The sequence below is a fragment of the Alkalimonas mucilaginosa genome (assembly GCF_036327005.1).
Classification (GTDB): Bacteria; Pseudomonadota; Gammaproteobacteria; order Enterobacterales; family Alteromonadaceae; genus Alkalimonas; species Alkalimonas mucilaginosa.
Window position 1 is genome coordinate 324337 of record NZ_JAUGZK010000001.1, and the last position, 26697, is coordinate 351033.

General features: G+C 47.4%; 21 protein-coding genes. 11 read left to right on the forward strand and 10 right to left on the reverse strand.

Features of this window, described 5'->3' with window-relative positions; translation table 11 throughout:
• Positions 1-7: 7 nt before the first annotated feature.
• On the reverse strand, positions 8-1432 hold the full coding sequence (gene xrt / locus QWF21_RS01415; protein WP_330086246.1) for an exosortase: 1425 nt from the start codon (positions 1430-1432) through the stop codon (positions 8-10).
• Between the two features lie 170 nt (positions 1433-1602).
• Between xrt and QWF21_RS01420 the strand changes: the two genes are divergently transcribed.
• Genes QWF21_RS01420 through QWF21_RS01435 form a run of 4 tightly spaced genes read left to right on the forward strand, consistent with a single transcriptional unit; the run spans position 1603 to position 6410 of the window.
• The gene (locus QWF21_RS01420; RefSeq protein ID WP_330086247.1) at positions 1603-2865 is read left to right on the forward strand and encodes a hypothetical protein; all 1263 of its coding nucleotides are present in this window, start codon (positions 1603-1605) and stop codon (positions 2863-2865) included.
• 47 nt (positions 2866-2912) lie between these two features.
• On the forward strand, positions 2913-4061 hold the full coding sequence (wecB, locus tag QWF21_RS01425; protein ID WP_330086248.1) for a non-hydrolyzing UDP-N-acetylglucosamine 2-epimerase: 1149 nt from the start codon (positions 2913-2915) through the stop codon (positions 4059-4061).
• A gap of 26 nt (positions 4062-4087) precedes the next feature.
• The gene (gene tviB / locus QWF21_RS01430) at positions 4088-5374 is read left to right on the forward strand and encodes a Vi polysaccharide biosynthesis UDP-N-acetylglucosamine C-6 dehydrogenase TviB (RefSeq protein ID WP_330086249.1); all 1287 of its coding nucleotides are present in this window, start codon (positions 4088-4090) and stop codon (positions 5372-5374) included.
• Between the two features lie 16 nt (positions 5375-5390).
• Positions 5391-6410 carry an SDR family oxidoreductase gene (locus QWF21_RS01435; protein WP_330086250.1) on the forward strand — a complete coding sequence of 340 codons (1020 nt, stop codon included), beginning with the start codon at positions 5391-5393 and terminating at the stop codon, positions 6408-6410.
• An 80-nt stretch (positions 6411-6490) separates the two neighbouring features.
• Here QWF21_RS01435 and QWF21_RS01440 read toward each other — a convergent pair whose 3' ends face one another.
• Entirely contained in the window at positions 6491-8596 is a 2106-nt protein-coding gene (locus QWF21_RS01440) for a hypothetical protein (protein WP_330086251.1), read from the reverse strand.
• A gap of 458 nt (positions 8597-9054) precedes the next feature.
• Between QWF21_RS01440 and QWF21_RS01445 the strand changes: the two genes are divergently transcribed.
• Complete coding sequence (locus QWF21_RS01445) at positions 9055-10413, forward strand: alkaline phosphatase family protein (RefSeq protein ID WP_330086252.1); 1359 nt, start codon at positions 9055-9057, stop codon at positions 10411-10413.
• A gap of 115 nt (positions 10414-10528) precedes the next feature.
• On the forward strand, positions 10529-10891 hold the full coding sequence (locus QWF21_RS01450) for a GNAT family N-acetyltransferase (protein WP_330086253.1): 363 nt from the start codon (positions 10529-10531) through the stop codon (positions 10889-10891).
• A 4-nt stretch (positions 10892-10895) separates the two neighbouring features.
• Here the strand turns inward: QWF21_RS01450 and QWF21_RS01455 are convergent, their stop codons facing one another.
• A complete protein-coding gene (locus QWF21_RS01455; protein WP_330086254.1) occupies positions 10896-11624 on the reverse strand; it encodes a GNAT family N-acetyltransferase in 729 nt (242 codons plus the stop codon).
• Positions 11625-11708: 84 nt separating this feature from the next.
• Positions 11709-12803, reverse strand: coding sequence for a GNAT family N-acetyltransferase (locus QWF21_RS01460; protein ID WP_330086255.1), 1095 nt, complete (start codon positions 12801-12803; stop codon positions 11709-11711).
• A 234-nt stretch (positions 12804-13037) separates the two neighbouring features.
• On the opposite strand from QWF21_RS01460, the gene QWF21_RS01465 reads away from it, so the two are divergent.
• The 4 genes from QWF21_RS01465 to QWF21_RS01480 are packed head-to-tail and all read left to right on the forward strand — an operon-like array spanning position 13038 to position 18633.
• Complete coding sequence (locus tag QWF21_RS01465) at positions 13038-14513, forward strand: lipopolysaccharide biosynthesis protein (RefSeq protein ID WP_330086256.1); 1476 nt, start codon at positions 13038-13040, stop codon at positions 14511-14513.
• Positions 14514-14537: 24 nt separating this feature from the next.
• Entirely contained in the window at positions 14538-15719 is a 1182-nt protein-coding gene (locus tag QWF21_RS01470) for a glycosyltransferase (protein ID WP_330086257.1), read from the forward strand.
• A gap of 45 nt (positions 15720-15764) precedes the next feature.
• Positions 15765-17108, forward strand: coding sequence for an O-antigen ligase family protein (locus QWF21_RS01475; RefSeq protein ID WP_330086258.1), 1344 nt, complete (start codon positions 15765-15767; stop codon positions 17106-17108).
• Between the two features lie 10 nt (positions 17109-17118).
• Positions 17119-18633, forward strand: coding sequence for a lipopolysaccharide biosynthesis protein (locus QWF21_RS01480; protein ID WP_330086259.1), 1515 nt, complete (start codon positions 17119-17121; stop codon positions 18631-18633).
• On the opposite strand, the gene QWF21_RS01485 is transcribed toward QWF21_RS01480, so the two are convergent.
• Positions 18630-20333 (reverse strand): hypothetical protein, encoded by a 1704-nt coding sequence (locus tag QWF21_RS01485; RefSeq protein ID WP_330086260.1) that lies wholly within the window; start codon positions 20331-20333, stop codon positions 18630-18632. The genes QWF21_RS01480 and QWF21_RS01485 overlap by 4 nt on opposite strands.
• Positions 20334-20432: 99 nt before the next feature.
• Between QWF21_RS01485 and QWF21_RS01490 the strand changes: the two genes are divergently transcribed.
• Positions 20433-21788 carry a phenylacetate--CoA ligase family protein gene (locus QWF21_RS01490; protein WP_330086261.1) on the forward strand — a complete coding sequence of 452 codons (1356 nt, stop codon included), beginning with the start codon at positions 20433-20435 and terminating at the stop codon, positions 21786-21788.
• Here QWF21_RS01490 and QWF21_RS01495 read toward each other — a convergent pair.
• From QWF21_RS01495 to QWF21_RS01515, 5 genes are read right to left on the reverse strand one after another with little or no spacing between them, the layout of a single operon-like run.
• Positions 21766-22854 (reverse strand): glycosyltransferase, encoded by a 1089-nt coding sequence (locus QWF21_RS01495; protein ID WP_330086262.1) that lies wholly within the window; start codon positions 22852-22854, stop codon positions 21766-21768. The two genes, QWF21_RS01490 and QWF21_RS01495, sit on opposite strands and share 23 nt — an antisense overlap.
• A complete protein-coding gene (locus QWF21_RS01500) occupies positions 22851-23861 on the reverse strand; it encodes a polysaccharide deacetylase family protein (protein WP_330086263.1) in 1011 nt (336 codons plus the stop codon). The genes QWF21_RS01495 and QWF21_RS01500 overlap by 4 nt, the downstream gene beginning before the upstream one ends.
• A complete protein-coding gene (locus QWF21_RS01505) occupies positions 23858-25039 on the reverse strand; it encodes a hypothetical protein (protein WP_330086264.1) in 1182 nt (393 codons plus the stop codon). The genes QWF21_RS01500 and QWF21_RS01505 overlap by 4 nt, the downstream gene beginning before the upstream one ends.
• A complete protein-coding gene (locus tag QWF21_RS01510; RefSeq protein ID WP_330086265.1) occupies positions 25039-26184 on the reverse strand; it encodes a glycosyltransferase family 2 protein in 1146 nt (381 codons plus the stop codon). The genes QWF21_RS01505 and QWF21_RS01510 overlap by 1 nt, the downstream gene beginning before the upstream one ends.
• Positions 26181-26696 carry a serine O-acetyltransferase gene (locus QWF21_RS01515; protein WP_330086266.1) on the reverse strand — a complete coding sequence of 172 codons (516 nt, stop codon included), beginning with the start codon at positions 26694-26696 and terminating at the stop codon, positions 26181-26183. Before QWF21_RS01515 ends, QWF21_RS01510 begins: the two co-directional genes overlap by 4 nt.
• Position 26697: the final 1 nt, after the last annotated feature.

A 26697-nucleotide genomic window follows, 5' to 3' on the forward strand; every position in this document is an offset into this window, starting at 1 on the left:
ACTTGATCTATGACTGAATCAGCTGCGACAGGATCTGTTGCTCTGTCACACATTGGTCATTGTCACAATAAATGAAATACCAGTATAACTCTGTTTCCTGATTCAACCAGAGTGCTTGTTGTAGCCGGTACAGCCGCATTTTTAATCCTGAAACAGTCCTTTGATTACCGATTTGGTGCCAGTAATAGATCAGGCCAGTCTGCCCAGATGGAGCTTGGGCCCATAGCCATGCCCCTTCTGCTGTTGCCATCAACTTTTGCTGCCTCCAGCCTGCAGGAAGCATGTTGTTAAGGTAATAATTCGAGCGGCGCGCGTCATCGCTGCCACTAAAACTGTAGTGTTGGAAAAATACCTTATGCAAACCAGCTTGCTGCTCTTTATGAACGTGATGATCGGCTACAAAAATCTGTGGGCTAATGGTTTTGAACGAATGGCTTTGTGGCTCTGCAGTCACATCAATAGCTGCTACGCTATACAAAGGTGACGATTGTGTCACCAAATTCACCATCAGTGTTGAAAGTACAAGCAAGGGAGTAAATAGCAGTACATAGTGACCTCGTTGCAGCGTCAGAGTTGACGCAGCTTGTGGTGATGGCTGCAGTGCCTTGTCACGGTCCAAAAAACTACCAAAATAAAAAAGTAATGCTATAAAGGGAACATAGAGGTACCAGCCAAAGGTATTATGATCCTCCATCAGTGAGCTCTGCATCTCGGTATAATCGCCAATCAGTATCAGTAAGACAATGCGAATCCAATTGGTGATTAATGAACCCAGAATTGCTACGGTAAAAAAAAGCAGGATACTGCGAGCCCTTTTTAAATTTAAAAATGAAAAAATAACACTAAGTGCCAGTGAAACAATAAAGTAGCGCAAGCCACTGCACCCATCTGCAATCTCAAAGGTGCCAGCAGGAATATGGATGAAGTTGCCGTCGACAAAGGTTGGCACATGAGTCCAGCGCATAATTTCGGTCACAGCTAGTACCGATATTTTTTGTAAAATACCGTTAATAGCTCCCCAAATTGGCGTAATAAACCAAACTAAAGCAGCAGGTACGATAACACTGCTATTTCGTCGGTACAGACTTAGCAAGGCAAAGATGAGCACCAGAGGGAGTAGCAGCCGGCTTACAATGTTTTGCTGTGCTAATTGCAGTAACAAGAACACAAAAAGACTGCTGATAAACAACGCAAAAAAAACACTGTTCCAGCTTAGTACCAGTTGTTGTTGTTTCCAGGCCCGCCAGTACAGGTAAGCTATCACGAACGGAATCAGGTAAGCGTGTGAATAGGTGCCATCATCAAAGCTGTATGTACGAAAATCTGCCAGAATTGTTGGGTTTACCAGGAAAAAAAGCAGGAAAATGCAGATAGCAGGGATGAGAACAGCAAATGCCTGAGGTGCACTGTTGGAAGTCTCCTTTTGAACCACGGTATTAATCCTTTAATAACAGCGTTGGATTAGGCTAAACTATCGCTTGTCAAAGGTCAATGATAACCCTGTTAAAGCGTTCAGACATTCACTGTGCTTTGTAGTCGCAACGGGCATGAAAGTATATTAATGACAAACAAATAGATGTATTTAGAGCCTGGAGCATATGTTTGAATAAGTTACTCAAAATCTGTGGCTGGTTTTTTCTTGCTGTATTGATTGCTCTGTTGGCGCTGTTGGTACTTGCTTTGCAAACCAGGCCTTTGGTCGTTAGTAGTTATAGTGTTACACCGGAAACTGCGCATAGTGCTGAGCAACTCGCACTGCGTTTACGTCAAGCTTATGGCAAGACGGAGCTAACAATCACCTCGGATGAAGCCAATGCTTTAATTGCCATTGCCAGGCGACTTTACCCTGCAGTTCATGGACGGGTGAATATCGGCAACCAGCAATTGTTGGCTGCTGTCAGCATGCCAGTGATGCAAGACAGGCTGTTTTTGAATGTGTCTGCGTTGTTGCTACCATCAAAGCAAGGACTTGCAGTGCATGAGGTGCGGATAGGGCAGTTACGGCTTTCGGGGGCTTTGACATTGCGTCTGGTTGAGTGGGTTGGTAATTATTACCTGCAGCCAGTTGGCGCAACCCAGCTGCTTGCAGCCATTCAGGAAGTATCCTTTGAGCAAGATGTTTTGATGGTCCGCTACCAGTTACCAGAGCAATTGCAGCTTGGACAAGTTGCCAGGCTGCGTGAGCAGTGGCAACCTTATGGTGATCCTAAACATATCCAACATTATTATCAGCTCCTGGCGAGACACCATGCAGAGAACGCAAACTTGTCTGATTATTTAAATGTGCTGTTTATCGAAGCCGCCAGGCGCGCCCAGCAAGGCTCGGCAGTAGCCGAGAATCAGGCCGCACTGCTGGCACTGGCTGTGTTTTTTGGGACATCCAAGTTTGAGCTTTTATTAGGGGATATACGAAGCAACAATCGCTATGCAACGGCACCACCACGAGTCACTTTAGCTGGTCGACTCGATCTACAACAGCACTTTGTGTATTCTGCCGCGATAAAAACCCTTACCAACAAGGATATTGGGTATTTAGCCGGAGAAATGAAAGAGTTACTGGATGCAAACCCTGGCGGTAGCGGCTTTAGCTTTGTTGATCTTCTGGCAGATATTGCAGGGGTGCGTTTTGCAGAAATTGCGCTTGGTTCGGAGCAAAGTGCAGCAGCCTTGCAGCGCTTTATTGTGGCGACACATCTGACCGACGCTGATGTATTGCCCGATTTCAGAGCTTTTCCTGAGGGGATTGCTTACGATACTTTTAGAGAAGACTTTGATACAATCGAGTCAGAAGCATACAATCAATTGGTTACAGCTATTACAGATGCCTTGCACAGCTTACCGCTGTATCAATTGGATAGCCTTTAACATCTGTGACTGGCTGATTGCAAGTCGCCAACAAGGAAGCTGAATTGATGTTGAAAACTTTAACTGTGTTTGGAACCCGCCCGGAAGCCATTAAAATGGCACCTTTGGTCAATGCGCTCAATGCTGCTGCTCATATTGATAACAGAGTATGCGTGACGGGGCAGCACCGCGAAATGCTGGACCAGGTTCTGGCTCTGTTTGAAATAGAGCCTCATTATGATCTCAATATCATGAAACCCGGGCAGGATTTGTTTGATGTCACCATGCATATTCTTGAGCGCATTAAAGCTGTGTTGCGCGAGTTCAAGCCAGACTTGGTTTTGGTGCATGGCGATACCAGTACCACCTTTGCCACAGCATTGGCCTGTTATTATGAAAAGATAGCAGTCGGTCATGTGGAAGCTGGCCTTCGTACCGGTAATCTCTACAGTCCCTGGCCGGAGGAAGCCAACCGTCAGTTAACCGGAGTTATTACTAAGCTGCATTTTGCCCCCACAGAAACTGCCCGTCAGAACTTGTTAGCCGAAGGCAAAGACGACGGTACCATTTGGGTCACCGGGAATACAGTGATAGATGCACTGTTATCCGTGGTGGCAAAGTTTGATGATACCCCAGAAAATTTTGCCGAACTGGCTAAACAACTGCCATGGGGGGGAGCGCAAAAGCGGATGGTGCTTATTACTGGCCATCGCCGCGAGAGCTTTGGCTCTGGTTTTGAAAATATCTGTGCTGCGCTTAAAGTGCTGGCAAGCCGTTATCCAGAGTGTGATTTTGTCTACCCGGTCCATTTAAACCCGAACGTGCGTGAGCCGGTGTTTCGTTTACTCGGCGAACAAAGCAATGTGCATTTGATAGAGCCGCAGGATTACCTGCCATTTGTTTATTTAATGCGCCAGTCGTATTTGGTATTAACCGACTCAGGTGGGATCCAGGAAGAAGCTCCATCGCTGGGTAAGCCGGTACTGGTGATGCGTGATACTACGGAGCGACCGGAGGCTGTGACAGCGGGAACTGTGGTATTGGTCGGGACGGATACAGAAACCATCATTCGGGAAGTTTCCCGGTTAATGGATGATGCAAGCTGGTATCAACAAATGAGTGTAGCACACAACCCCTATGGTGATGGCCAAGCTTGCCAACGGATTGTTGAAGCTATTGTGCAGCAACATCAAGCCGGCAATGTACAGCCAGGTTAGTAATTTTTGCCACATCAGGATGAACTATGAACCACGGATTCTCACTTGCAAACCTGAAAATTGCCGTTATTGGTCTGGGCTATGTTGGCTTGCCTCTGGCAGTCGAGTTTGGTAAAAAATTTAGCACCCTGGGTTTTGATATTCAGCCGAAACGGATTGAAGCCTTACAGCAGGGGATTGATCATACGCTGGAGGTAGATACAGCGGAACTGGCCGAAGCTCAGTATTTGAGTTTTTCCAGCGATCCTGCTGCACTGGCACAAGCCAACTTCTTTATTGTCACGGTTCCTACCCCGATTGATCGGCACCGCCAGCCTGATTTAACGCCGTTGATTAAAGCTTCTGAAACCCTGGGTAAGGTCATCAAAGCCGGCGATATCGTGGTCTATGAATCGACCGTCTATCCTGGCGCGACTGAAGAGGACTGTCTGCCGGTGATTGAGCGTATGTCAGGGTTGCGTTTTAATCAGGATTTCTTTGCTGGCTACAGTCCGGAGCGGATTAATCCAGGTGATAAAGAGCACCGGGTAACCAGCATCAAAAAAGTAACTTCTGGCTCTACCCCAGAGGTCGCTGATTTTATCGACCAGGTCTATGCCAGCATCATTACGGCAGGCACCTACAAGGCTAGCAGTATCAAAGTTGCCGAGGCGGCAAAAGTCATAGAAAACACGCAGCGCGATCTGAATATTGCGCTGGTGAATGAATTGGCAGTGATTTTTAGCAAGTTGAATATTGATACCGAGGAAGTTTTACTGGCTGCCGGAACCAAATGGAATTTCTTGCCATTTCGTCCAGGATTAGTTGGTGGCCATTGCATCGGTGTGGATCCATATTACCTGACGCACAAAGCACAATCGATTGGCTATCATCCGGAAGTGATTCTGGCCGGCCGGCGCATTAACGATGGCATGCCTAAGTTTGTGGTATCCTCACTGGTCAAAACCATGCTGAAAAAGCGCATTCAGGTACAGGGTGCCCGGGTATTGGTGTTAGGGTTAACCTTTAAAGAAAATTGCCCGGATATTCGTAATACCAAAGTCATCGATGTGGTGCACGAACTGCAGGATTATGGTATGCAGGCCGATGTGTACGATCCCTGGGTATCCGCCGAGGATGCACGGCATGAATACGGCATTGAACTTTGTGCTACACCACAGCATTCAGCCTATGATGCGGTGATCCTGGCTGTTGCCCACCAGGCATTTAAAGACATGGGAACCGAGCAGATCCTGGGCTTTGCCAAAGATAACCATGTGTTGTACGACCTGAAATATGTGCTGGACCCTGCCAAGGTAGAACTGCGCTTTTAACCCAAGGATGAGAACCATGAGTGTGTATCTGGAAACGCTGGAATCTTTACAACAAGCACCGAAACGATGGCTGATCACAGGCTGTGCCGGCTTTATTGGCTCCAATTTGTTGGAGGTGTTGCTGCGGCATGATCAGTACGTGGTTGGCCTGGATAACTTCGCGACTGGCTATCAGCGCAATTTGGATCAGGTTAAGGCGCTGGTAACACCAGAGCAATGGCAGCGTTTTCGATTTATCGAAGGTGATATCTGCCAGCCAGATCATTGCCAGCAAGCCTGTGAAGGAGTGGATTATGTGCTGCATCAGGCGGCGCTCGGCTCGGTGCCGCGCTCGATTGAAGATCCAGCCCGTACCAACGCTGCCAATATTACCGGCTTTTTAAACATGCTGATTGCCTCCCGCGATGCGAAGGTGCAGAGCTTTGTCTATGCTGCTTCCAGCTCGACCTATGGCGATCACCCGGCGTTGCCCAAAGTAGAAGATACCATTGGCAAGCCATTGTCTCCTTATGCCGTGACCAAATTTGTCAATGAGCTCTATGCGGATGTATTTTCCCGCACTTATCAATTTCATTGCACTGGTCTGCGTTATTTCAATGTGTTTGGCCCGCGTCAGGATCCAAACGGTGCCTATGCGGCTGTTATCCCGAAGTGGACTGCTGCTATGATTGCCGGCGATGATGTGGCGATTAATGGCGATGGTGAAACCAGCCGCGATTTTTGTTTTATTGCCAATGCGGTGCAGGCCAACATTCTGGCGGCAGTGACCCAGCTAGAGCGCAGTGAAGTATTTAATGTGGCTGTTGGTGATCGCACCAGTTTGAATCAGTTGTTTAGCGCGATTCAGCAAAGTTTACAGCAACATGGGGTGGGCTATAGCAAAGCACCGGTGTACCGGGATTTCAGGGCTGGTGATGTGCGCCACTCCCAGGCTGATATTAGCAAAGCACAAACAATGCTGGGTTATCAGCCGGAGTACAAAGTTCAGCAAGGGCTGGCGCAAGCGATGAGCTGGTACCTGCAACTAAGTCGTTAACTCATTCCGTTTATTGATACTGCGACGGCTGCTTACTTTCCGCTGGCTTTTCTTAGGAAAGAGGCAGCCGCCCGTTCATCCTATAGCTCTATTCTGAGTAAGCCATCTGTTGTGGCCTGATAGGTGTTGCTGGCTGGACTGTTTGTAGGTGTGATTTCGATGATGCGCCCTTGTTGAGTGACATCAAACTGAATCATGGCCTCCGGTTGCCAACCAAGAATATACAGCGACTCGATCGAAACACCGTCAGGAAGACTTAGTTGAAGAAAGCTTTCTTTAGGCTGGTCGGGATGGCGGCTGAACAAGATTAACGTGCCTTCGTTCACAAAACCGGCTCCAAACCAATGATCGGAATTAAGGGTACCATTTTCACTGGTGAGCAAGAATTTTTCTTGTGGTTGGAACGCCGTGTCAAACAACAGCTGTTCAGTGCTAGCGGCATTGCTGTATATTGATGGTGCTTTGCCGGCTCCTCCCTCGAATTCAAAGAAGGTTAGAACTTCCGTATGGACCTGAGGTTGTGATGGACTTATTTTCAAACGCCACTTACGTTGATTATCTGGTACCGAGTGTTGTGGCTCATTGGCCCAGTATGCTTCACCATCGATGACTTGGATACTAGCCTGTTCTGGCCAGGCAACCTGATAATAGCCGATCATCTCATTAGTCTGGATACGAAAGCTCTGTAGCCGGGATGTTTCTGGCAGCGGTTGGCCCTGAAATAGCTGATTGACTGTTACTTGCCGGATATACTCATCGCCTTCTTGCAACCCTAACTCAGGTTTGTAACGTATCAGGTCACGAGTTTGTTCCGGCAATGTATGCACGGTATCAAAGATCGCCAGGGTCTGTTCGCCAATCAAAGCCAGTTGTCGGTTGACGGACTTCGCATAGACAGTGCCAAAGTAGCCTCTCATATTGTAAGCACAGGCTGCTTCGGCCGAGATCAAAATCGTCTTCTGATCCTGATGCAAACTGCGATAAAAAGGATCGGCTAAAGCTCTCATGGTCGGGTTGGATGAGCCCACAGGGCTGGCATTCTCAATCAAAAGGGTGTTATGGGCATTACCAATAGCCCCAGCGGCACTATAGGCTGTGACCTGCTTGGTGATCCAAGTACCTCTGTGTGCCAGGTCAAAATTAAGTGCATCTGAATGTTCGTGATCGACGCGGTGTCTTCGGTTGATAAAGAATAGATTGGTTGCATCAGAGTCCCAGCCTGTTCTGGCACTAATTAAACCCACCCCTTTGGACAGATGCATGCTTGGTATTAATTGGACGGCTCCTGAGCCCGGGGGCTGATAAAATAAAGTTCGCTCTATACCTGGGTACAAAGATGTGATTTTATGGCCTTGCAGCTCTATGAGATGCTCAAGCCAGTCTTGGAATGTGGCTTGCAGTGGTGATTCCTGCAGGAGCTCTAACAGATACATGGAAAACTGATAGCGTTTATCCCGCAAGACAGGTTGATAGTCTTGCCCCTGTTCTACCGAGCCATACTGATAGACACCGGTAAAGCCGGCTAAATTAAAGTGCAGTAAAGCTTCTGCTGTTTTTTCAATATAATGCAAAGGAAGCTCTTTTCCGCGCAGATCTTTATTGATTAAAGCAGCACGCATCCAGTGGATTTGAGTGCCCTGGCTATAGGCAGACCCCTCAGCCCAGGCTCCACCTTGCATAATATCATTCATGTAATAATCGACGATGAAGCGGTCAAACATGGTATCAGCGACAGCCAGGCTTAGCTCTCCCAGCTCAGCATGAGCAGGGCTTTGTTGCAATAAGTAGCCAAACATAGTGAGGTTACCTGCAATTGAGGTAATTTCGTCGGTATCTGTGATGCGCAATCCTACAAAATCATTGTTATGATGGGTGTAATCTAACCAATGCTGTACCCATGTTGCGATATGTGCTTCTGCAATGGCTTGTTCTTCGTTTGAGAATGCAAAGCGAAGCCAGGCGTAGCCGATAGCAGCTCTGTTTCCATCGGTACGAAATCTATTGCGGTTTTTGTATTCAGCCCAACCGACTTCAGGATCCGCATAATAACGTTGCCATAGCAAGGTTTTGGCTTGCTCAAGATAGGCTTCATTGCCGGTCAGATGATAGCCAAGAGCATAGGCTTTGGCATATTCTCCGCTGTTGTAGGGCGTTCTTCCCAGATAGGTATCCAACCAGTGCTGCATTGCACTTAAGGCACTGTCATCGTTGGTTATCAGAGTTCTGATTCTGTCGATTCGGTTTGGTAATAAGAACAAAGTAGTTGCTGCATCTGCCCTAAAATCCGGTGATGTTTCACTATTCCCGTTATTACCTTCGGCACCTGTTGACGGTGGTACCTCCGTGTTTGTAGAAGCGGCAAGTGCAGACTCATCAGTACAGCTTGCAAGTTGCATCATTGTCAGAATAAGCATTGACAGTAAAAAATATCTGGTCATAGCAGCCTCTTCTGGAAACCGGATAGTCAAAGAGCTAGTCTAGCTTAAATGCTGGTGTCTGTCGTCTGTTGATCAATCCACGTATCTTTTGCGCCAGCTCAAAGATTCCTTATTTAATGCGCCAGTATTTGGTGCATCCAGGGCTGATTGGTGTAAAATAAACCATGAAGTGCACCCTAAATGACAAAAATCAGTAGGACTCTATTATGGATGATAGTAAGCGCGTGATTCTGCTTGAATTCAATGAACTTTGCCCTCAATTACTTGACCGCTTTATGCAAGCCGGTGAGTTACCGAACTTTTCTAAGCTGCACCAAAGTGCCGATGTCTATGTGACCGACGCCAAATGCGATGTGGAATATTTAGAGCCATGGATCCAATGGGTAACACTGCATACTGGCTTGCCATATGAAAAGCATCAGGTGTTTCGCTTAGGGCAAGCACAAAATCTACAGCATGACTCTATTTGGGATGTGTTGGCCAAGCACAATAAAACCAGTTGGTTGTGTGGTAGCATGAATACCAAATGGGATGCCAGTGATACTAAGATCACAGCGCTGCCTGACCCATGGAGCATCGATGTGATGGCATCGCCGCACAGCCTGCAGCCATTTTATCAATTTGTTCGTGCCAATGTTCAGGAGCACAGCAATACCAACTTTAAGTTATCTGCCGGTGATTATGTGCGTTTTCTGTGGTTTATGCTGCGCCATGGTCTGAGCTTTACAACCAGCAAAAAGTTAGCAGGCATGCTGTGGAAGCAACTGACCAAAGCCGAAGACCGCTGGAAAAAAGCCACGGTGCTCGACTGGTTGCAGTTCGATGTGTTTAAACACGTGTATCAGCAGCAAAAGCCACACTTTGCTACCTTCTTTTCCAACAGTACGGCGCATTTTCAGCACAAGTTTTGGCGTTACATGGAGCCGGAAAAGTTTCCACTAAAGCCCTCTGACACCGAGATAAAAAAATACGGTGGAGCAGTGCTTTATGCTTACAAAAATCACGATGCGCTGATAGGTGAGGTACTCAAGCTGGCGGATAAAGATACCGTGGTGATTTTATCTTCAGCTCTGAGCCAGCAACCCTACACCTTGAAAGATGAAGAGGGTGGCAAGCGTTTCTACCGGCCACACGATATGCAGAAAATCCCAGCAGTGTTTGGCCTAAGCGGTGTGCAAAAAGTAAGCCCTGTGATGTCGCATCAATTTCATTTGCTGTGTGATGATGCCGCTTCAGCGAAAGCAAACTTTGAGCGCTTGCAAGCCATGACGTTCAATGGTGGACCTTTGTTTTCATTACGGCTTGAAGGCCATGATGTGTTTGGTGGTTGTCGTATTTCTACCCTAGTACCTGAGCAAGCTACCTTTGAGCAGGATGGGCGAAGTCAGTCCTTTCATCAGGTATTCTACCTGGCGGATAGCCTAAAGAGTGGCATGCACCATCCGCATGGTGTGTTTTGGGTATCGCAACAGGGGCGAAGTCATCAGAAAGTCGCGGAACCAATTCCGTTGGAACTGACCATGCCAAAAATCCTGCAGGAGTTTAGCTTGCAGTCGCAGTTATAGCTTTGCCATGAAGCAGTTTATTTACTGTGTGCGTCAACAAGCGTGGTCAGCGGCTGAAGTTGAGCCTGTGCTGGTTGTGACTTCGTTTGGCCAGCTTGTACGATGGTGCCCGTCGTTGCTACGGGTACTAGGTACGAAAGAGTTCTGTAAGTTTACTATTAAGTTGCTTCGCGGTGACAAAGCGATTTATTTTTACCAGCAGGCCGGCCAGATCCAAAGTTACGGCATCATTACCTTTGGTTATTGTAAATTATATCAGGTAGATAACACCGATGCCGTCATTGGCCCTGTCAATACTCTGGCCTCTTTTCAAGGGAAAGGACTTGCAACCAAAACGTTGAAAGCAGCCGTGCATTGGCTGTTCACTGAGCGCCAATGCCAAGCCGTTTATATTGATACCTCCGAGCTCAATCAACCCATGCAGCAGGTCATTCGAAAGTCTGGCTTTCCTGAGGCTATCGGTTATTTCACGCGCTGAAATTTTACAGTTGCCAGCTGACTTTATGCGGGTAGAAACAAAACTTCTTTTTGAATCGCTGCATGCTCTGGCTGGCACCAAAAAAAGTGCCGTAGGCGTAATAGCGCACGGCGGGGTGCTCCTCTTCTGCATGACGCGCCATGGCGATGAGCAACATTGGCACAACACCATAAGGCTGGAATTCGTGGTGACCATAGATGTGTTCAATCATCATCAGCTCACCGGCAATGAAACAACCCGCATAGGCAACTAACTTACCCTCTTTGTCGAACACCCCAAAGTAACGGTAATCGTGGGTGGGGCTGGTGCTGGCTGGGTCGGTACGCTTCTTTGGGGGCGTGTTCAAGAAAGAGTCTGGTAACTCGCCTTGGCGCACCGGGGTCGAGCGTCGGATAGCCCAGATTTCATCCAGATGCTGGTTGTAATCAATAGGGCGGGAGGTGAAGCCGTTGCGCAAGGCTTTTTTATAGTTGCGTCTGGCTGAGCTCTCGATACTGCTCAGGTAATGCTCAAACCCTTTCGAGATATCGCACATGGCGACACCATGTACCATGCTTTTAAATAAAGGAAACTTTCGATGCCGACGATTGGCATCTTTAAAAAACTGCTCGGTAATACTCCGGTAAAAGGCATGGGTGTTATCTGTTGCAGCCAGTTGCAGTGAAATGGTGACCACCGGCATGGCTTTAAACAGTTTCCAGCTATTCAGTAGCTGTTGCAAACGAGTCTTCATAAATTCCTTTTAAGGGGTGTCGGACGCTGCACGCATGCTTCCGAGCACTTCCAGATTTCATATCTGCACGGTTGCTGCATTATATCAAGGCAGTATCTTGTGGCAAATCTGTTTTAACTGCTTCTTCCAGGTGCGAAGTGTGCTCAGTATGGCTGTTGTTGCCTCTGCGGTATAAACTTGCTGCGTCTGATTGCTGTAGTTTTTTTTGTAGCCGGTAGGATTACCCCGCATCAGATCGTAATGGCTACATCCTTTATTGCGAGCATGGGACATGGCCAACAGGTGCATGCCAACACCAATGTTCTGGAGGCCTGGCGTCGGCTCAATACCGCTCTGGTAGTAGTAAAGGCATTCCTGATGGTAAAAACCATAATAGGCTGCGATGCACTTGCCGTGTAGATGAATACGAAATAACAGCAGCTGTTCACGCTCCAGAAGTTGTGCAGCCAGAGCCTGATGAAACTGCTGAAACACCTCCGTACTGAATGCGCCTGGCTTTCCTCTACGTTGCCATTGCTGTTGATGCAGCCGGGTCAAGTCGGCAAAGAAAAGCATGATATCCTTATGTTCAGTACAGACATCCATTTCAATGGCGGTTTGCTCAAAAAAACGTCTGGCGTAGCGGCGTAGTGTACTTTGCCGCAGTGCGTCAATTTGCTGGTGCTGCTCCGCTAGAATGGGTAATACAAAACGCTTACCGTGATACTGTTGATGGTAGTGCCAGTTCTTAGGAGGGTGCTGTTGCAACCAGTGAAGACTAATCGCATTTGCCAGTACATTGTCAAAGATGATTTTTTTAATGGATGTCATAGGTTTCAGGCTGGCAGAGAATAGCGCCAAACTGGATTGCTCAAAACCTTTGGTAATTACAAAGTCCTGGAACTCACTACAGACCTCAGCGATTTCAGGTTCTCCGGTTCCTACAAATCTGAGCTCAGTCCCAAGTGGTGTTTTTTTTAAATACAATGGGTAGAAGGCAACCAGTTGGTCGCTCGCGTAATGCAACTGCATCCACAATGTATCTTCACCCATGGAGTAATGCTGCAGCCATGCATCCAGCCAATCCAAAGAGCAACACAGCGGGTACTCTGGCTGACTTCCAAGAAAATGCTCCAACTGCTGCATGACCGAAGTAAATTCAGTACGTGAGTGGACAATCTGGCATATCAATTGCGTCATTTAGCGGCTCATTGTGCGAAAGAGAGTTGTTCAATTTGAGGGCTCATGGCATCATAGTTACCACAAAGCTTTAGGATAACCTGCTCACAATTGTTGCTCCTAGCTTTGGACACAGCTTACTATTGCCATTATTTCGTCACAAGCTTATTTCATGGAGGAAATTACTGTGATTCTCTGCTCTGAAGCCTTATCCCTATACAGAATTGCTGCCTTCACAGGATCGGAGCACAAATTTTGAGTTCTGGAGAGCATCAGTTAGGTCGCAAAGTGGCAGTAGGAACGATCTGGTCGATAGCGGGTCGTTTCATTGTTAAAAGCCTTGGTTTTATCAGTATTCTTATCCTCGCCCGGATCCTGGCACCTGATGACTTTGGTGTGATTGCTGCAACCATGATCATGGTTGGCTTATTGGAAATCCTTTTTAACTTTAGCTTTGATATCAACATTATTCAGAAAAAAGAGGTGACAAGTACCACCTTAAACAGTGCCTGGACTTGTAAGTTACTGTCAGGTCTCGCTTTAACCTTGTTGCTGTTCTTTGGTAGTCATGCGATTGCTCTTTACTTTGCCGACCCCCGGCTTGTACAGGTAGTGCAAGCAATTGCTTTATTGCCCTTATTAAAAAGTGCAAAGAACATTGGCTTTGTGCTGTATCGAAAAGAGCTGGACCTGAAAAGTGAGTTTAAACTCGATGCTTATGCGAAAGCGGTATCATTTGTAGTCACTGTGAGCTTAGCATTATGGATGCAAAGTTACTGGGCCCTTTTGCTTGGCATATACAGTAATGTGCTGGCAAAGCTGGTGCTTAGTTTCTGGATGCATCCGTATCGGCCATGGTTTTGTCTTCGTGAAGCCCGAGAGTTGTTTTCATTTTCAAAGTGGTTGCTCCTTAGAAATGTGACCGTGTATTTTAATACCAATGCACCCGCTTTAATGATTGGCCGTTTATCAACGCCTGAACAGCTTGGTTTTTATTCGATAAGCTATGAGGTGTCCAACTTGCCAACGACCGAGCTGCTTTATCCTCTGTCGCGGGCCGCTTACCCTGGTTATGTGAAATTGAACGAAAAGCCGGCCGAATTAAGCCGTTTTTTTCTTCGAATGTCTCGCTTGATTGTGCTGGTGGTTGCTCCGGTTTCTTTTGGCCTGGCGGCTGTTTCAGAACAGTTGGTAGCCGTTTTGCTTGGCAGTCAGTGGATGTCTGCTGCGCCATTGCTGGGTTTATTGGCTATTTATGGCTTTGTCAGGGCCGGCAGCCAGAATGTAGAAAGTATTTTTGTTGCGTTAGGCAGGCCAAGACTGTGCTTTTTTATCATGTTCGTTTTAACGCTTGGTTATATTCCCTGTTTGTACCTGGCATTTCAGTTTGCTGGCCTTCAAGGGATCGCCTATGTCATGATAGCCAATGCGATTGTTTACTCTGTGGTGTCCTATAGCTTCCTGGCACACTTGCTGCAGTTTAAGTTAACTTCCGTTTTGCATGTGTATGCCCTGCCTTTAGGCGCAGCGATTCTGATGTTCTTTGGGGTAAGGGTTCTGGGGGATTATACGGCTGCTTTTGTAGAGCCATTATGGTTGTTGCTATTGCTGAAAGTCATGATAGGGGCTTTTATTTATCTTGCGATCCTGTTGCTGCAACATGTTGTCGCGCCGGCAGGTAGCTTATTTTCAGAAGCATGGTCACTCGTGCGGCAACTGAAAAAACGTTAAGCAAAGCATTATCAGGTGAGTCTTATGCATCCAAAACGGATTTTATTTATTACTGCTGAGTTTCCTCCCGGCGGCGGCGGCGGCGTCGGCCGAACCTATACTGCTGCCAATGCGCTTGCTCAGGCAGGGCATCAGGTCGTAGTTTTGTGTGCTTCGGCAAACAGCTATTCGTTTATTGATCCTTCCTACCCTGCACCGCATGCAAAGGTTGCTGTCATTCAAGTATGGACGCCCGAGCTCAGACACTGGATCCGCAGAATTCGAACGCTGATTAAGTCTTTTAATCCGGCAGACCGGTTTTTCCTCTGGCGTCACCTTGCCGTAAAAAAAGCCAATAACTTGCACCGGAAAGCGTCTTTTGATTTGGTGATATCCAGCTATCCATTTTTTTCCAATCATGCCGTAGCATACAGCATTGCAAAACAGTTTGGTTTACCGTGGATTGCCGACTACCGGGATCCGCCCTGGTGGATGTACAGTAGCAAACACAGAATTCAGCCAGAGTTCTTTGATTTTGCAAAGTACAGTGTGAAGACCATCACTACCACAGAGCGAAGTAAGACCTTGATTTGTGAAAAGCTTGGCATCTTGCCTGATTCTGTGCAGGTCATCAGCAATGGTTGTGATGACATCGCAGCCAGTATTCAGACCTCATTGCCAGTCGATGGCAACATTGAACTGCTGCATACTGGCTCGGTTTATGAAGTTGGACGGGATATCAATGCGCTTATTCGGGTTGTAAGCAAGATGCAGCCTGGCATTAAGCTGCGCTTTATAGGCGACCCGCCGTATCAATCTACCAAAGAATTGTTGGCAACACTGCCAGATACTGACTTTGTTGGGTTTACCCCATACATGCCCGCAACTGATGCACTCAGTTATGCTGCTAAAACTACTGTGCTGGTGGTAATCCAGGGAGACTTGTTTGAAAACCAGGTGCCAGGTAAGGTGTTTGAGTATCTTGCGCTGCAAAAAACAATACTTTTAATCACCAATCATGGCAGTGCAACCCACCAGCTTTTAAAGCATGAACCGAATGTCGTGTTTGCGGAATACGGCAATGAAGAATCCATCCGGCAAGGGATTGCGCAGGCGCGTCAGCATCAGGTTGTGGCGGTAGATAGATTCAGGTACACACGCCGACAAGTTGGTGAACAGTTTGCGGCTTTGGTAGAAGCATACCTGGATCATGCCCAGGATGTATAATGGTAGGGCAGCTTTGCAAAGAAGCGGATTCATTAAGGCGACGATATGACGCACGTTAGGGTACAAGCTGTCCAACAGGCGCAGCAACAAACTTTGCCACAAGAGCAGAGCTCATCCATTGTGTTTTTTTTCCTGTTTCTATATGCCACTTTCGTGTTGATTCGGCCACAGGAATTCATCGGTTTTTTAATCGGTTTTCCGATTATTATGATTTTTACCATTTTGGGCACCGCTACTGCGTTGCTGGTGCACCGACCTTTACGCTGGAGCATACAGCAAACCATGTTATTGCTGATGCTTCCTGTGATCAGCGTCTCTGCTTTGCTCAATGGTTGGGGTACCAAGGGACTGGTTGAGTCCCAGGGTATGCTGATATCATCGATTTTGCCTCTTTTTCTGTTTGCCTCTGTCGTAAGTACTGCCTCGCGGCAAACCAAGTTGATGCTGTTGTCTATCACGGCTTCCTTAATCATGATTCATAATGGCTGGGTTCAGTACACAAGCTATGATGCTTTTGGCTGGACGGGTACCCAGGCTGTGGCCGGTGATTTGCGCCGTATTGTTTACGTTGGAATTTTCCAGGATCCGAATGATTTAGGCATGCTGATCGTGATGAACCTTCCTTTTGTGGCCTACTTTTTCCACCGGGGCGGGGCGATGATGAAGTTACTTTGCCTGGGTGTTTTTGCGGTGTTTATGTATGGTGTTTATATTACTGGCTCTCGTGGAACCGTGCTGGGCACAGCGGCTTTGTTTGGCTTTTATCTGTTATTACGCTATGGCGGTACCCGCATGATCCTGGCTGGTATTACACTTGGTCCAGTAGTGGCTACCTTGCTTTCGCAGTTTGGAGGGCTAAGTTCCGATGAAGCTTCAGCTCGTGCGAGGCTATATGCCTGGTACGATGGGGTGCATTATCTGCTTGGGAACCCGGTGTTTGGTATCGGTAAAGGCAATTTTATGGACTGGCATGGCCGGACGGCTCATAACTCCTACATCCTCGTTGCTTCCGAGTTAGGGACTTTGGGTTATACCTTGTGGGGAGGGGCTTTAGCATTAACCGTTTATATTGGGTATAAAATTTTTAAACTACCAGTAGAGCGTTTTGCCAATCATCCTCAAAAAGAACTGATCCTGAATGAAATTAAAATCAGTACGGCTTTGTTTTTCTCGATGATTGCTTATCTTGTCACTGCTTTTTTCCTAAGCCGCTCTTACATATTGTTGCTATTCATCTTTATAGGTATGAATATTGCTGCACATTACCGGGTAATGAAATGGGCGCCTGAAATTAAGGCCTTACTCACTTATAAAACAGCGCTTTATTGCGGGCTTGCATCCTGGATTTTGGTCTTCATGGTCTATGGCACCTTGAAGGTGTCGTTATAATGAGTCAAAGTTGCAGCGAGCCGGTATGAAGCGCCAGCTGATTGGCAGTTCATTTTATCGGGTGCTTGAAAACCTGATAAACGTTGCCACTGCCTTGCTGCTGACTCCCATCCTGCTTGCGGCATTGGGGACTAGCCAATATGGTTTATGGCTGTTGCTGTTGTCCGTTATCTTTATTTTCCCGGTATTTGATTTTGGCTTTGCTACTGCTATTCAACGAGCTATGGCACAGGCCATTGAACGACAGGACGCATGCTCAATTCAGCGCTTGTTTTCAACCGGGATGCTGCTGTTTGCCGGTCTGGCAGTCCCTGCGTTACTCTGCACTTTTCTGTTGGCTACTAATCCAGCTTGGCTAGGGGTAGAGCCTGATTTCAGGGCATTGGCGACCTTTGCCCTGCTTATCCTGTTAATCAAAGTCGTCACCGATATGATTGCCAATGCGATGCATGGGATCTACAGTGGTCACTTACGATTTGACTTAGATGCTAAGATTTCCATCGTGCAGACCATTCTGCGCTCAGTATTGATGGTTGTGTTTGTCACTGAGTTTGGTTTAATGGCGCTGGTATTCGCTACTCTTGGCACAGACTTGTTGGCGCATCTTGCGCGATTTGTGCTCGGATACAGGCTGCAACCGGATTTACGTTGTTCATGGCAGTTGGTGAGTTGGCGTGCAATCAAGGAGTTGTATGTATTCGGCCGGCATGTCTTTTTGTTGGATGCCAGCAGGATTATTCGTACCAACTCAGAGCCACTGCTAATCAGTCACCTGTTAAACCTCAGTGCCGTAAGTTTTTATGCAGTAGCCGATAGATTAGTGCGACAGGCCGAGATGCTGACCCGATCGGTACTCGGCTCTTTACAGCCCTTTTTGATTCGTAAGCAGCATAGCGGTATGCTCACTGAACAGATCGCAGCACACAGCATTCAGTTAAGTTTGTTTTTTCATGGTGTGTTGTTGCTGTCAGGCCTGGTTTGTGGCCCGATTTTCATTGAGCTGTGGCTGGGGCAGGGCTTTGGGCAATCACAGCAGTTATTGCCTGTGTTATTTCTCGCGGTGCTGTTTAAAGCATATACCATACCACTGAGCCAGTTGTTTATCGCTCATGCCTGTCATCATAAACTGGTGCCGCTGCATCTGATAGGTGCGGTTTTACAAGTTGGCTTTATGCTGTTATTGGGGAGCTTATTCGGTCTGATGGGCATAGCCTGGGCTGCGGTTGTGATCAATGCGTTGGTGTTTACGGCAGGCTTGTGTGTGCAGGCAAACAGAATATTGCAATTACCATGGACCGCAATGTTGCCTGGTTTGTTAAGTTTGTCCGTGTTATTCACCCTGGCGTTTTTGTTAAGCATGCATCTGCCTCTGTGGCGCCCTGAAGCCAGTTGGCTGGAGTTTTTGGTAAAAGCTCCGGTCATTGTGATTACCGCGGCCCTGGTATGTTACTACTCGCTCATTCGAGCTCCGCTTCGAGGCAGGTTGCAAGCCAGCTTGCAGGAACTTATCTCGAAGCAGCGTTAGTGGTTTTGTACCCACAACCAGGTAGCAAGCGAGTTCGAACGATGTTGCCAATTCCACATTCGATAGGTATTGCCAAATACGCCTGCACAGTTCTGGCTTTCATTTTGTGTCCACTGCGCTTGAATGTGGCTTATACGGGCGGCTAAACGTTTTCTGTCTGACGGATCCTCGGAAAAGTGATAGGCCAGAGCCAGTGGCAAAATGATTTGAATGTTATGTTTGTCAGTCCAGTGATACTGTTCGTGCGCTGCGATCATGGCCTTATCGGAAGCAAAAGGGGAGGCGGAGTACAGTAAATCGGTGGCCAAATCAGAGGCACCTGTACAGGCTCGTCTGCTCTGTGCATCGAATCTGGCTTCGTACTGAGCTTCCAACTGCTCACCACTCAGATACCGACTGCGAAAACCGTAACGATCAATGGCATCTCCCAGGCGCTTTAGCATCCCGGGTATCCGCTCGTCTTGGGTTATTTGGAAGCTGTGCCATAAAAAGTCGGCAATATTTTCTGACATCCAGGGGGAGAAACGACGGTTATCGGTTTGGCCGGTAGCCGCTTGAGCTTCCCGTTCATGCCCTTCATGCACGCTCCAGGCATGAACAAAGGCACCGCTTTTAGGCAGCCAGTTATTAAAACGCTCCCATCGGGTTGTTTCGTTCTGCATTGCATACAAATGGTCGAGCCGTTCATTGAAGTGATACAGCAAGCGTTCTTCACCGGTGATTTCAAAGGCATGCACCTCTGTTAATCCCACCAGTCCAGCGGCACGCTCGGTAAAAGGCTGGTTCTCTCGATAAATTCGTTGTCGGGTATTGGGTTGATGGTTACCTAGATCTGCTTGCAAGGCCATATTCACGATTAGGGGAGGATCCCATTGTGAGTCATCGCCACTGAGCGCCAATGCAAGCTTTGCTGGCTGAGCGTAAATGTATTTACCATCGGCACAAGATACCGTTTTAAAGGTCCAGCAGCCTGAGCCACCACCGCGGCTTGGTAGACTCCCGTCATTGCGAACATATTGAAAATAAAATTGTTTGGATAAAAAAGCTTCCCTTAAATAACGCAACTCCCCGCTGGCCATGTAGGCTTTAAAAAAAGCGCTTGGCCGGTCAAACAGCCAGTCTGCAGCACGTGATTCCTGGTAGTTCAGTGAGCCGGCCCAGTGGCTGAACTGACCGGACAAGAACTCAGTGAGGTGGGTGTGCCCTGAGATTGGGGCATAAGGAGGGATCAAAGCTGTCGTTGCTAAATAATCCGGGCTGTGAAGTGCATAGACGCGCGGGTGGAAGATACCTGAATTGATGGGATCGGCTTTAGCCCAGCCAAGAGAATGTGGCTGTTCTTCAACAATAAGATCTGCTGCAACCGGAGATGCTTTTATTGTAAGTGTGAGCTGTACAGAGCCCTGAGTCATATCCATCTGATGGAGCTGTATAATCAAGGAACGTATGCTTTGATCGCGCCAATGCCACAGTAAGCCCGCTCTTGCCGCTCTTGCCAGCGGTTGCCCATCTTGGTATATATGAAGTTGACTAGGATCGGTCAGTATTCCTGGTGCCAGCGGGAGACCAAAGGTGACCAGTTCTTTTTGGCTGGGTGTGATATAAGGATCCGCATGCAGTGTGAGCAGGATATCTTGCGCCAGCGCATCCGCCAGTACTACTTTCCAGACGAGTACGAGTGCTATGCAACTTTTAACCAATGTTTCCTCCTTCCAGTCAGCCATGAATCTTGTATCTTATGCGTGCGCCTTCGCTTACAATATTCATTAGGATAGCATTTACTGACAGGGAGCGTGACTATGCTGTACTTTTCATTTCTAAGCAAACACCTGTACCCATTGTACGAATCGTTTCGTGGTAGAAAAACGCATCTTTACTATCGAGAATACCTGGCAAATCAACACAAAACTCCGGATGAAATTGCGGCCATCCAATTGCAAAAACTAAAAGCCTTGCTGCATCACTGCCAGTTGCATGTCCCTTATTATCAGAAAAGCTGGCGTGAGCTTGGGTTTGACCCTGCCAGTGTGCAATCTGTCGCTGATCTTAATCAACTACCGTTATTGACCAAAAGCCTGGTGCGACAGCATTACGATGAGCTCATCGCTTCTAATTTTCGTGGTAAAAACATCACCAAAACCACGGGTGGTTCAACGGGGGAGCCCTTTCGATTTGAACATGACAGAGAGAACTATGATCGTCGGCAAGGGGTCGCCTGGCGAGGTTACGGTTGGGCAGGTTATGAGTTAGGTGATAAGTCCTTGTACTATTGGGGAGGCGCCATTGGCCGTGTAGCCAAGAAAGCAGCTTTGAAGGATAAGCTCTACAATATGATGCTGGGGCGGAATGTCCTGAATGTTTTTTACATGGATAAAGACAATATTCATCGTTTTGTGGATGAGATCTTCAGTTTCAAGCCGCACGGGATTGTAGGGTACACATCCCCCTTGTTTGAAGTAGCCCAGTATATCCTTGAGAAAAACATCAAAGTACCATCACTTGGTTGGATTATTTCGGCAGCAGAGCCGCTTTATGAAAGTCAGCGTGAAATCATTGAGCAAGCCTTTGCTACTAAGGTATTCAATACCTATGGCTGCCGGGAGTTTACTTTAATTGGTGCTGAGTGTTCCCATCAGCAAGGCCTTCATCTGAATACAGATCATTTGGTGGTTGAAGTGACGGATGATTTTGGCCAGGGTACGCAAGGTATTGGTAATATGACCATCACCGATTTGCATAATTATGGCATGCCGTTGATTCGTTTCGTCAATGGCGATCTTGGCAAACTGAAGCAAACCTCTTGCAGTTGTGATTTACCTTTTCCGTTGTTAGAAAGTGTGGAAGGTCGAAAGCTGGATAAAATCGTTACCCGGGAGGGGAAAATCATACCTGGAGAGTTTTTCCCCAGATTGTTCCGTGAAATGCGTGAAGTGGAACGTTATCAAGTGGTACAGGAACACCTTGATAGGATAGAAATAAACATTGTGGCCTTGCCTGGGCTGGATAGCGCGGCCATGGAGCACAGCATTCAATCCGCAGTGAAAGCTGTTGTGGGGCAAGAGCTCAGTGTGTTCTTTCATTATGTAGACGCTATTGCTCTAACCGCCAGTGGTAAAAACCGGGTCACGATTTCTAAGCTTGATGTGGCCTCTTGACGCTATACAGCTCAGTATACTGTCTCTGGGTGTTGGTCAGCGAATAATTGGCAGAGATACGGTGCTGAGCTTGATGACTTAGTTGATGATATGGATAGTCATTCAGTAAGAATTTGCGCAGATGCTCTGCCAGGGCTTGCTGGTCACCATAGTCGTATAAGTAACCATTTTCTCCATGGCGTATCAGTTCAGGATTACCGCCAACCTTGGTTGCGATGCATGGGACTCCGCGAGCTAACCCCTCCATGATCGCCAACGAAAGGCCCTCAGATTTTGAGCAGACCACCTGCACATCAATGGTCTGATAGATTTTTTCCCGATCAAGCACCAAACCATGAAACTCAGTTTTGATATGCCCCAGAGTTGCCGCCAGCTTTTGCAAAGGCTCTTTTTGACTGCCAGTACCAAAGATATGAACTGTAATATCAGATTGGCATCGCTCTGGTAGTATCTTCAGCGCTTCAAAAAGATGCTCAGTGCTTTTTATCCGTTCGAGCCGGCCAACCACACCTATGTTCAATTTGGTTTCATCGGCTTTTGCACGCGCAGTGATAGCAGGTACAAAAACGCCATTGCATACGGTGATACAACGTTCTGGTGCCCAGCTGTGGTGTTGCAAGAAGCTCGTTCGTGCATCATCAGAAACAAAAGTAGCAACGTCAGTCACTGGTTTAAATAGCTTGTGCATCAGCTTCCAGCTGCCATGGGTATATGGGTTGGCACCATGGCGGGTGTAAATGACTTGGTATTGTTTGGGCTGAAGCCATAACAGCAAAGCAAGAGACTTCATCACTGCAGGACTGTGCACATGCAGCACATCAGGTTTTATGCGCTTGAGTAGTGCATGCAGTCGGCGTAATAGACTCAGCCTGCCTGCACCGCTGTTTAGATGGTAACAGCTAAGACCGATATTGTGCGCCTCTGAGCTAAGGCTGTCTTCCATGGTACCGTAACTCACGATTGTAGGAGTCACGTTGTGTTGAAGCAGTTGCGTATGTGCTAAATCTATCACAAAACGCTCTGCTCCTCCTAAGTTAAGGCTTGACGTAAAGTGTATAACTTTCATTTTCTTTTTCTTAGGTATGCATGGAATACCGTAGTAGCTTTCAGCTTGTTTACCTCATCGTCAATAACACAAATCCTGTTCATGTCATGTCGATCGCTGAGCAGGTTATTAATGCTTGAAGTGTTGTTAAACGCCAACCGGTAACCCGCTTTTTGGGCGAGGAGTTTTGTTTCACTGGTATAGCAATGCTTACTACCAACCGGGTAGGCAACTGCGACAATGCTGGCTCCCAACTTTTCTTCGATGATTTGCTTGGAGGTTTGCAGCTCTTCTGCTTGCTGAAGTACGGGCAGTTTGGAAAGGATTTTGTGACTGCGGGTATGAGAGCCAATATCCATTCCTGCTGAATGCATAACTTGCAGATCATGCCAGTTCACAAACAACTCTTGATGACGCTCGCGCAATTGTTCGCAAAGTCCGGCATGACTATCACGCAATCGGGCCATGAATGCTAAGGATTCCTCTTCGGGTATTTGCTTGATTTGCCGGGTGAAGATCCTTATTTGGTGCTCGATGGAGTCCTGGGTTAAGTGCAATGCTTCGCCACTGGCAGGTGTGACCAGAGTTTTACCGATATTATTGCGCAAAATAAAGCTTAGCTCATCCCACCACGGAATAGCATCAGTATCAATGAAGTCTGTTGGGATCAAAAAAAGTGCAGGTAACTGGTGCTTTTGAAGAATAGGAAAGGCGGTATCAAAATTGTCTTTGTAGCCATCATCAAAGGTAATCATGGCGTACCGCTCTGATAAATGCTGACCATCCAGCACAGCTGAAAGCTGTTGGCTGTTTAAAACCAGGAAGTTTGATTTTATTTGCTCAACTTGTTTTTCAAAGGCATCGGCACTGCATGAGAATACATCACGAGCATAAGGGCATTCGAGTTTATTACCTATTCGATGGTAATTAAAAATATAGATGCCATGCGGCAGTCGTTGCCACAGCTGGCTGACAATGGATGAGTTGCTCAGATAATCTCTAAGCAGTTGGCCTAGACGTCGCTTCATTGCTCTGACGCCTTAACCAGGGCTTTAAACTGTGGGCGCGGTAAAAAGTAATCCCGATAGTCATTCGGGTTGCCACTTTTTCCGGCTTCAGCTGCTTTGGCTATATTGTACATCTCACGGGCAGATACATAGTGCAGTACATACTGCTTACCATCGTTGTATTGCTCTTCCAGATAGCCATGCAAAAAATGGCGGGGTTCGCCAAGCAAGGTATCCATATCGCCTTCCTGAGCACCGTGGGTATGTACTTTGATAAACACCCATTCAGGGCGGCCTTTCACGTGAATATTGCTGTTCACCCACTGATCAATACGGGTTTTGAGGAGAGGCATGGTTTTACGCACATCGCTGTTTTCAATGTGCGGCATACCGCTTTGGGTACGCCAGCTGAAGTTAAGCCCGAGTGGGCCTTGCAGGATCATTAAATCGCCGCTGGCGGCCTTACCAACTTCCACATCCACACCGCTATCATGCGATTTGCACTGACCATCCCGGCCTGTAGCGTAATAAATGCTATTTATTTTACGGGTTTGGGCCGGGCTTGGTGCTGAAGGCAGCGTCATATCTACATAGCAGCCTGAGTCTTTTAAGACCTTTAATTCATTGTTTACGCCGCAGTGTTTGCCACCAGGTAAGGAATTATCAAGCGCCCAATTGCCATGGATAAAAGCATACTGAATTTGGCCTGTTTCCGGGTGCAAGGGCAGAGCGCCATGTTCATGGTGCAGGACCTGGGCAAACTCTGTGAGGGTTTTATACAGGTTCTCTGCCGTATCATCATCATGATGCAGATGAATTTCAATCTCACCGTAGCCGCGGGCACACAGATCAGAGAGTTTTGCCAGATGTTCGTGCCGATACTCTTCTTCCGGATAAAAGAAGGTATGCTTCGGAGGTTGACCATCCGCATCCTGATGTTGGCTGGCCATCGCCGGATAGTCGTGATACCAGCGGTCCACTCTGGCACGCTCGCGTGCTAAATCTTTGTTTTTCCACTGCGGTTCAAAGTGGTCGACGAAACAAAACAAAATGTGTTTTGGTCCCTGGTGTTTAGGTCTTGGTGTCAGGCATTGGCGCAGATAACTGCCAAGCCACAGATGCATATGCTTTTTGCGCAATACCAATACAAAGAGCCCAATAAACAAAAGCAGCAGAACAGATACAATCATGATAAGCATTATTTAGCATCTCCATGGCGTGCGGTACGCTTCCATGCCCCCTGTTGGTTGCCTCGCAAAAACCGCAAGAAACCTTGGGCCAGGGCCACATTCATTGAAACAAAAAAACTGAGGATCGCCAGCCAGGATGGGGTGGGTTGTTTTTGTTGGATCCTGAGGTGACCCACCCAGGCCAGTCCATAAAAAAGTAACTGGCCGGCTAAGGCCGCCTGATACCAGGCAGAAGACAGTAAAAATAAGTTGCTCAGCAAGACCAGCAGCATCAGGTGTGGTCCAAACCAACGCAGGACTTTATGCGACCAATAACACCAGCTTAGAAGGCCTCTTAATGGGGAAAGCGCCCAAAGATGCTGGCGAAAAGCCCGATAATTGCCGAGACCAATCCGTACCCGCCGGCCATACTCATCCTGCAGCGATGGTGCAACCTCTTCGGATGCCTGAGCATTCGTAGTGTAAACAACGTCATACCCTTGGCGTTTGATATTCATCACGATGCAAAAGTCATCCACTACGGTGCTGGCTGGCAAGGGTTGATACAGCGTGCGGCGGATTGCATAAATAGCGCCATTGGCACCGAGTAAAGCGCCTAATGCTGACTCGCTTTTTTTTAAAAATTGTTCGTAGCGCCAGTAAAGACCATCCGAATTAGCGTTACCATCGTCTGTGTGCAGATGGAGTTCACCGCAAACCGCGCCTATCTGTTGTTGGAAGCTCATTACCAATTGGCGGATAGCATCTTTTGCAAAAAAGGTATTTGCATCGGTAAACACCAGAATATCAGCTTTAGATTGGGCAACCAGATCATTTAAAACAGCAACTTTCCCCCGATTTTCGGTGTGCACATCGGCTTGAATCCTTGGGTCATCAAAACTCTGAATGATAGCACCTGTATTGTCCTTGCTACCATCAGAGGCAACGCGGATATTGAGAGGCCCGGGGTAGTCTTGCTGCAGTAAGTTATGCAGCCGCTCGGCGATGCAACTTTCTTCGTTAAATGCCGATAAGATCACGTCCACACTTGGCCAATGTTCAGGCTGCTGTTGTGTCGGAGTTTTCGGGGTGATGAACAGCTTAAGTAAGAGTGGGTACAAAAAATAACTATACACCAGCAAAAAAATAGCAAGCCAGAACACTGCGGCCATCATGGGTGATCTTCCTGTTTGATGATTCTGGCCGGTATGCCAACCGCGGTTACATGATCCGGTAAATCTTTCACCACTACAGCATTGGCGCCAATTTTAACGCCGTTCCCGACGCGGACACCACCGATAATCTTTGCCCCTGCACCGATGAAAATATTGTGGCCAAGTGTCGGAGCTTTGCCTTTTTCATCGCCGATGACTACACCGCTTTCAATGACAATATTGTCGCCACCCCGTACCTTGGAGTTGATGACGACGCCGCAAGGATGCATCAAAATGAGTCCTTTGCCAAACTGACAACCAGCCCCGAGCACGCATCCATTGATAAACTTATTCAACCAGAGAGTGATAAAAGCCAATGGGGTAAGCCGGTAGCGGATAAGCGCAGAAGTAAGACGGTAAAGGAAGTTGGCACTGCTGCCATCGCTGAGCAGGGTGCGCAGCATGGATACCTGATAGCCCTGCTGCTGCATAAAGTTCTGCTTTTGACGAAGATCCAGCCAAAAAGTTTTCATA

Coding starts and splice junctions, on each gene's coding strand:
- wecB (WP_330086248.1), top strand. CDS start 2,913: ATGTTGAAAACTTTAACTGTGTTTGGAACCCGCCCGGAAGCCATTAAA.
- tviB (WP_330086249.1), top strand. CDS start 4,088: ATGAACCACGGATTCTCACTTGCAAACCTGAAAATTGCCGTTATTGGT.
- QWF21_RS01435 (WP_330086250.1), top strand. CDS start 5,391: ATGAGTGTGTATCTGGAAACGCTGGAATCTTTACAACAAGCACCGAAA.
- QWF21_RS01440 (WP_330086251.1), bottom strand. CDS start 8,596: ATGCAGCACTGGTTGGATACCTATCTGGGAAGAACGCCCTACAACAGC.
- QWF21_RS01445 (WP_330086252.1), top strand. CDS start 9,055: ATGGATGATAGTAAGCGCGTGATTCTGCTTGAATTCAATGAACTTTGC.
- QWF21_RS01455 (WP_330086254.1), bottom strand. CDS start 11,624: ATGAAGACTCGTTTGCAACAGCTACTGAATAGCTGGAAACTGTTTAAA.
- QWF21_RS01460 (WP_330086255.1), bottom strand. CDS start 12,803: ATGACGCAATTGATATGCCAGATTGTCCACTCACGTACTGAATTTACT.
- QWF21_RS01470 (WP_330086257.1), top strand. CDS start 14,538: ATGCATCCAAAACGGATTTTATTTATTACTGCTGAGTTTCCTCCCGGC.
- QWF21_RS01475 (WP_330086258.1), top strand. CDS start 15,765: ATGACGCACGTTAGGGTACAAGCTGTCCAACAGGCGCAGCAACAAACT.
- QWF21_RS01490 (WP_330086261.1), top strand. CDS start 20,433: ATGCTGTACTTTTCATTTCTAAGCAAACACCTGTACCCATTGTACGAA.
- QWF21_RS01495 (WP_330086262.1), bottom strand. CDS start 22,854: ATGAAAGTTATACACTTTACGTCAAGCCTTAACTTAGGAGGAGCAGAG.
- QWF21_RS01500 (WP_330086263.1), bottom strand. CDS start 23,861: ATGAAGCGACGTCTAGGCCAACTGCTTAGAGATTATCTGAGCAACTCA.
- QWF21_RS01505 (WP_330086264.1), bottom strand. CDS start 25,039: ATGCTTATCATGATTGTATCTGTTCTGCTGCTTTTGTTTATTGGGCTC.
- QWF21_RS01510 (WP_330086265.1), bottom strand. CDS start 26,184: ATGATGGCCGCAGTGTTCTGGCTTGCTATTTTTTTGCTGGTGTATAGT.
- QWF21_RS01515 (WP_330086266.1), bottom strand. CDS start 26,696: ATGAAAACTTTTTGGCTGGATCTTCGTCAAAAGCAGAACTTTATGCAG.